The following is a 6,000-nucleotide window of genomic DNA, read 5'->3' as shown; positions in this document are numbered from 1 at the left end:
TTAATTCTCTCGCTGCGTGGCGAGAAACCGGGTTTCTCCGACAATTTTCGGTGGATTACGAGAGATAAGGGAATCAACCCGGTTTCTGGGATTTGGGTGGTCAAAAAAAATATATAAATGCGACTTGATTATTATGAAAAATAAGAATATCTCCCGATTAACAATCGGGAGAACATCAAAACTACTCCACAGTCCAAGGACTCAAACAAGGAGTCCAAGCACTTAATTCTTCAGGTTTAAACCAGAGACTAATTTCCTGATTTGCAGTCTCGACAGCATCAGAACCGTGAATAATATTGCGACCAACATTCACAGCCAAATCGCCGCGAATTGTTCCCGGTTCAGAATTCAGAGGATTTGTCGCGCCAATCATTTTTCTCGCCGACGCCACAACGCCGCCCCCTTCCCACACCATCGCCACCATCGGCCCGGAAGTGATGAAGTCTACCAGTCCCGCAAAAAACGGTCTTTCTTTGTGTACGGCGTAATGCTGTTCGGCTAGTTCGCGACTCGCCGTGATTAGCTTCATCCCAACTAGCGTAAAGCCTTTGGCTTCAAAACGACCGATAATTTCGCCGACGAGTCCGCGCTGTACGCCGTCGGGCTTAATCGCTAAAAAAGTCCGTTCCAAGATTAACTCCTATTGTTTTCTTAACCGATCCAAAAGACAGAGTAGCTCACAATGCACCTAAAGGCAATTCTGGGAAGAGCAAATTGTTATTTGTAGACTTACAGGACTCACGCATTAATTAGGTATTTCTGTCATGGCCAGCTACCCCTTGCGATCGCAAAATCTGTGTGTTTAATTGCAGGATCTATTTTTCATCGGTTCTGCTTAAGTCCTGACTTAGATCGTGTCCGTCTAAATACTTACCTGGGCTACGGTTATCACAGCAGAGAAAAGTAGTCTCAGACCCCTGCGTAGCCGCGTGCCTGCCCGTTGGCGAAGCCGCCCTGAAAGGGCTAGGGCTTATGCTTCACTTCAATGCCTTACGTTCGCAATGACATCTTTTCAACAGTTGACAGTTGACAGTTGACAGTTGACAGTTTGAGAGCCACCTCTACCCTTAAGTCCGAGGATTGGAGTAATGAATAGTCTGATTTTAATTTCTCCCGAGCAGGGAGAGGCTTTCAACTAATTCTTTCTGGTAATTTTCCATAATATGATGCAAATCACATTATTTTGTGACGGCAAACACGCTAAGTATACGATCTAAAATACACATATGTATGACAAGAAACACAATTACTTAGACTCACAAACATAGATAATTAATGCAGGGATCGAGATTATCTTGAGAACAGCCACTCCGAGGAAAAAGCTATGAAAGAGATTATGGCATTCATTGCACAAAAAAAAGATGAGTTTGCAAAATTGCCGTTATTTGAATTTCTAGCTAATAAACACATTCACCCGAATCAACGACTAATTTTTGCACCTGTACTCGATCCTTTGGCTATGGGCTTGAGTGATTTAAACAAGTACGTCCTCCGAGACTCTTCCAGCAATAACAAGGTTCAGGAACTGATTAACAAATATACTTACAAAGAAAACTACTACTGGTACGGGTATCTGCAACATCTAGAGACATTGGGTTTCAACAAATTAATGAGTTACGGGGACTTCAGGCTGCTTTGGGGTGAAGAAACTAAAAAAACTCGATCGCTCTGTTCGGTGCTCGAACGCTACGCTTGGAAAGCCTCTCCCATTCAGAAACTGGTGTTAGCCGAAGCCTTGGAAGGAACCGCCACAGTTTTTTGTGAGGCGGCGCTAGCAGTGATCGTGGAATTAGAGAAAATCAATAAAAAAGAATATATTTATTTGGGAGGAAGTTATGTTGGTTTGGAAAATCATCAAATTTTAAATACACCGGAGATGTTGCAAGTTTTAGCAGAGATAGAACTTTCTGATGCGGAACGCCAAGCAGCTTTAGAATTAGCACAAAATGTATTTGAACTATTTACAGAAGCGATGCACGAGCTATTTGGACACAGTACAACAAATTCTTGCAAAACTGTGCTGCAAGTATCCTCGATTTCTGCGTTCGATCGCACTCTTGACTGTTTAGACGTTTGTTAAGAAGACCGTTGAAACCGCGTCTATACAAGCACTCACCCCACGAGAGAAGACGCTCGCGAATGGAATTCGCGCCTGGGCGAATGGAATTCGCGCCTACACAAAGAAAACCCGCCTCCGCGGGTTGAAGAGCCGGCAGTTAAAATTATGTTACCTTCTTCAGTCCGCGGAGGCGGACATCGTTTGTGTAGATGCGAATTCCATTCGTACGTCTTATTTTAATGATTAAACAATCACTAAGTTATCTCGGTGTACTGCGGTTTCAACCCCTGCATAGCCTAAAATCTCAGCAATTTTATCTGATTTGCACCCTTTGATTTGTCTCAATTCTAAGCTGCTATAATTCACAAGTCCCCTCGCAATTTGTTTGCCTTCTCCGTCGCACAACTGCACGGAATCATCAGCTTGAAATTCTCCTTCTACTTGAGCAATTCCCGCAGCTAACAGCGATTTTCCGCCGTGGGAAATTGCCTTGACAGCACCCGCATCTAAATACAGTTTTCCGGCTGGAATTAAGACGTTGGCTATCCAGTGTTTTCTAGCGTTTACTGGGCGCGGTTGCGGCTCGAATTGAGTGCCGATCGCCTCGCCGTTCAATATTTTCTCAATATTACCAGGAAAGCAGCCGTTGGTGATGACTGTGCGTACTCCTGATGCTGTGGCGATTCTGGCGGCTTCAATTTTTGTCACCATTCCGCCGGTTCCCCAACCGCTGCGGGAATCTCCTGTTTGTACGTCCAATGCTGTGAGTTGTGCCATGCTTTCTACTAGGGCGATCGGCTGTGCGTCGGGATTGCTGCGCGGATCTGCTGAATACAGCCGATCGACATCCGTGAGCACAAACAACCAATCTGCTTCTACCAAACTCGCTACTAGCGCCGAAAGCGTGTCGTTATCGCCAAATTTGAGTTCGTCTACCGCTACAGTATCGTTCTCATTGACGATCGGAATTACGCCCAATTTGAGCAGTTGCTGAAACGTATTGTAGGCATTAACATACCCGTTGCGCTGTACTAAATCGCCTCTGGTGAGCAATACTTGGGCGATCGGCTGTTGTAGAGTAGTGAACAAGTCATCGTAAACGCGCATCAGCCGCCCTTGTCCGACGGCGGCCACAGCCTGCTTCAGAGCGATATTTCGTGGGCGTTCCGTCAAGCCCAAGCGCGCGCAGCCCACTCCCACCGCACCGGAAGAAACCAACACTACTCGATGGCCTTGTTGCTGCAAACCGGCCAAAATCTCGACTAATGTAGCAATAGTTGAGAGAGCTAAGTTCCCGGTAGTCGATCGAGTAAGTGTCGAAGTTCCTATTTTAACAACAATAGTTTGAGTCATCGGTTATTAGTTATTAGTTATTAGTTATTAGTTATTAGTTATATTATCTGCGATCGCACGCCCGCAATCAAATTGATTTGTAGTGAAAAATGCAAGTCTTCATAGGAAGCATCTCAGTTTTGCATTTGTAGTGCTGTTTGCGATCGCGATCGTTGTATAATTGGCGATCGGGGACAGCACTAATATCAACTGACAACTGTCAACTGCCAACTGTCAACGGGAGCATCTCATTTTCGCAAAAATATTTTTTTTTACAGTGCGAGCGTCCCCGCTCGCGTGCTTTGTAAAGCACGCGAGCGGGACAGCACTACTACAAATGCAAAACTGAGATGCACCAACTGTCAACTGTCAACTGTCAACTGCCAACTGCCAACTGTCAACTGTCAACTGTCAACTGTCAACTGTCAACTGTCAACTGACTACTTTCTGCTATCAAGAGAAGCACCCAAAGCTTGAGACACCCAAACTTCAAAAGAACGCACCGGATACTTGCGAAGCGCATACCCAGCATCAACCATTGGCTCAACTAAAATAGTAAACATACCCAAACGATTGCCGGCCAAAACATCAGTAAAAAGTCGATCGCCCACCATCGCCACCTGTTCCACCGGCAAATTCATCGCCGTCACCGCTTTTCGCAACTTGCGCCGCGACGGCTTAGCCGCACCAGTGATGTAAGGTAGATTCAAAGACTCAGCAATTCGACCGATCCGAGTCTGACTTAAATTATTGCTCGCCAACCACAGCGATACTATAGGTTTAATTTCTGCCACCCACAGGCTGAGTTCCTCAGAAGCATTCATTGCTGTAATGGGAACGAGAGTTTCATCCACATCCAACACTAATCCTTTAATATGATATTTCTCAAGAATATCAGCCGTTAAATTTACGACCGAATTGCCTAGAACTAAGTCTGGCTGTAGTAGTTTTCCCCAAGTCATAATGATTTTAGATTTTAGATTTTAGATTTTAGATTGAGAAATAAGAAGCGGGAAGTTAAACATTCAAAAAGTCAAAAGTAAAAAGTCAATAATTATGGCTTTTGCTTTGTAATATCGTTTTCGTTTGCATCCGAATCAGCATTTTCGGAGTGTAGTGCTGTCCCGCTTGCTCATGAGAAGCCTCAAACGCTCGGTATAATTCCGATGTAGCCGAATCCAATATAACTTTTGACTTTTTACTTTTAGCGGTTCTCAAGCGTGGTGAGGTATGCCCACGGAGGCTGCCCTATGCCCTATGCCCTATGCCCTATGCCCTATGCCCATGAGTACCTCATATGAAAGCTCGAAAGGCTATATGTATTAGTCCTTGGCCATCTATTGACCCGATCGCACTTTCTGGTCAACTTGAGCCACAGCAGCATCGTGTTCCGCCTGAGTGCGGCTGAAAATGTGAGTGCCGTCGTATCGAGCCATAAAATACAGGTATTCTGTATTTTCAGGAGCCAGAGTCGCTTCCAGACTTGCGATTCCCGGAGCTGCGATAGGAGTTGGCGGCAGCCCTACATTCATATAGGTATTGTAGGGAGAAGGCGTTTCCACCTGCTTAAAAGTCAGAGGTTTCTCCTTGGTTTGTCTGATGCCGAGGGCGTATTCCACCGTCGGATCGGAACCCAATTTCATGCCCTTATTCAAGCGACTGGTAAATACCCCAGAAATGCGATGGCGTTCGGAAGCAACCACAGCTTCTTTTTCTACAATACTCGCCAGCGTCACCCATTCTTTCAAAGAAAGCTTAGTATTGTTCTGATTTTTTTGAAAGACCGGTAAAGCTATCCGCTCGAAACGGCCGAGCATTTGTTTGATCACAGCTTCCGGGCTGACTGCATCGCCGTCTAACTGATAGGTATCCGGGTACAAAAACCCTTCCAAATGAGGCAAGCCACTGGGTAGCCAAGGGTAATCAGCGTAGGGAACTTGACTCGCCGCCGCCATAAAATCCTTAGCCGGAAAAAAACCTTGGGCTTCAAAATAAGTGCTCATTTGTTGCAATGACCACCCTTCGGGAATCGTGAAACTCTGCTGTACGACTTCACCTTTCCAAATTTTTTCAGCAACCGCACTCAGAGGCTGAGTCGGTGAGAGTTGGTAAGTTCCGGCTTTAAAACCTCCGTCGCGGTTTTGCATAGTCAGCCAGCGGGCCCACATATTCCATGCTCCTGCCGATCGAATTAAGCCCGCCGCTTCCAAATCCTGCCCGATTTTTTGACTGGAAGTACCGGGGGGGATTTGAATCGAAACAGCAGCATCCTTGGACGGGGGAGTTGACTCGGCGGCTGTTTTAGGAGGGGCAGAAGCCCAGCTCCACCAAGCCCAGCCCTGCCAAGCGCCAACTCCCCAAATTGCAGGCAGCAACGCCAGATAAAACAACCATTTAGAGACTTTCGGGGATTTTTTTTGGCCCTCGCGCGCGCTGCCTTTGGTCAGTTGTTCTTTACTCATAATCCGTTGTCCTCGATAAGCGGCGATTAAGTAGCGACTAATGAGTGATGACCTGCGATTGATGACCGAAAAGTTACGGATACCAGCCCTTGAAAATATGCCCTTCACGCTGCCCAATTCTATAGCCCGAGCTGACAGGAAGGCGGA

Annotated in this window: 6 protein-coding genes; 1 reads left to right on the top strand and 5 read right to left on the bottom strand. The window is 46.1% G+C overall.

Annotated features, from left to right (window positions below):
- Positions 1-181: 181 nt before the first annotated feature.
- On the bottom strand, positions 182-631 hold the full coding sequence (gene ndk, locus JGK16_RS25920; RefSeq protein WP_293182203.1) for a nucleoside-diphosphate kinase: 450 nt from the start codon (positions 629-631) through the stop codon (positions 182-184).
- 693 nt (positions 632-1,324) lie between these two features.
- On the opposite strand from ndk, the gene JGK16_RS25915 reads away from it, so the two are divergent.
- Positions 1,325-2,080, top strand: coding sequence for a hypothetical protein (locus JGK16_RS25915; protein WP_293182201.1), 756 nt, complete (start codon positions 1,325-1,327; stop codon positions 2,078-2,080).
- A 222-nt stretch (positions 2,081-2,302) separates the two neighbouring features.
- On the opposite strand, the gene proB is transcribed toward JGK16_RS25915, so the two are convergent.
- From proB to mltG, 4 genes are all read right to left on the bottom strand, one after another.
- Positions 2,303-3,412 carry a glutamate 5-kinase gene (proB, locus tag JGK16_RS25910; RefSeq protein WP_293182199.1) on the bottom strand — a complete coding sequence of 370 codons (1,110 nt, stop codon included), beginning with the start codon at positions 3,410-3,412 and terminating at the stop codon, positions 2,303-2,305.
- A 67-nt stretch (positions 3,413-3,479) separates the two neighbouring features.
- The gene (locus JGK16_RS25905) at positions 3,480-3,608 is read right to left on the bottom strand and encodes a hypothetical protein (RefSeq protein WP_293193200.1); all 129 of its coding nucleotides are present in this window, start codon (positions 3,606-3,608) and stop codon (positions 3,480-3,482) included.
- Between the two features lie 223 nt (positions 3,609-3,831).
- Positions 3,832-4,353, bottom strand: a complete 522-nt coding sequence (locus JGK16_RS25900; RefSeq protein WP_293182197.1) for a YqeG family HAD IIIA-type phosphatase — start codon at positions 4,351-4,353, stop codon at positions 3,832-3,834.
- Between the two features lie 375 nt (positions 4,354-4,728).
- Positions 4,729-5,853, bottom strand: coding sequence for an endolytic transglycosylase MltG (mltG, locus tag JGK16_RS25895; RefSeq protein ID WP_293182195.1), 1,125 nt, complete (start codon positions 5,851-5,853; stop codon positions 4,729-4,731).
- Positions 5,854-6,000: the final 147 nt, after the last annotated feature.

This window comes from Microcoleus sp. PH2017_09_SFU_O_A (genome assembly GCF_020738625.1).
In the GTDB taxonomy this organism is placed as follows: domain Bacteria; phylum Cyanobacteriota; class Cyanobacteriia; order Cyanobacteriales; family Microcoleaceae; genus Microcoleus.
This window is presented reverse-complemented; position numbering and strand designations above follow the sequence as displayed.

Excerpts from the sequence above, each read along its gene's own strand:
- JGK16_RS25900 (WP_293182197.1), bottom strand. The coding sequence starts at position 4,353 with ATGACTTGGGGAAAACTACTACAGCCAGACTTAGTTCTAGGCAATTCG.
- JGK16_RS25915 (WP_293182201.1), top strand. The coding sequence starts at position 1,325 with ATGAAAGAGATTATGGCATTCATTGCACAAAAAAAAGATGAGTTTGCA.
- proB (WP_293182199.1), bottom strand. The coding sequence starts at position 3,412 with ATGACTCAAACTATTGTTGTTAAAATAGGAACTTCGACACTTACTCGA.
- mltG (WP_293182195.1), bottom strand. The coding sequence starts at position 5,853 with ATGAGTAAAGAACAACTGACCAAAGGCAGCGCGCGCGAGGGCCAAAAA.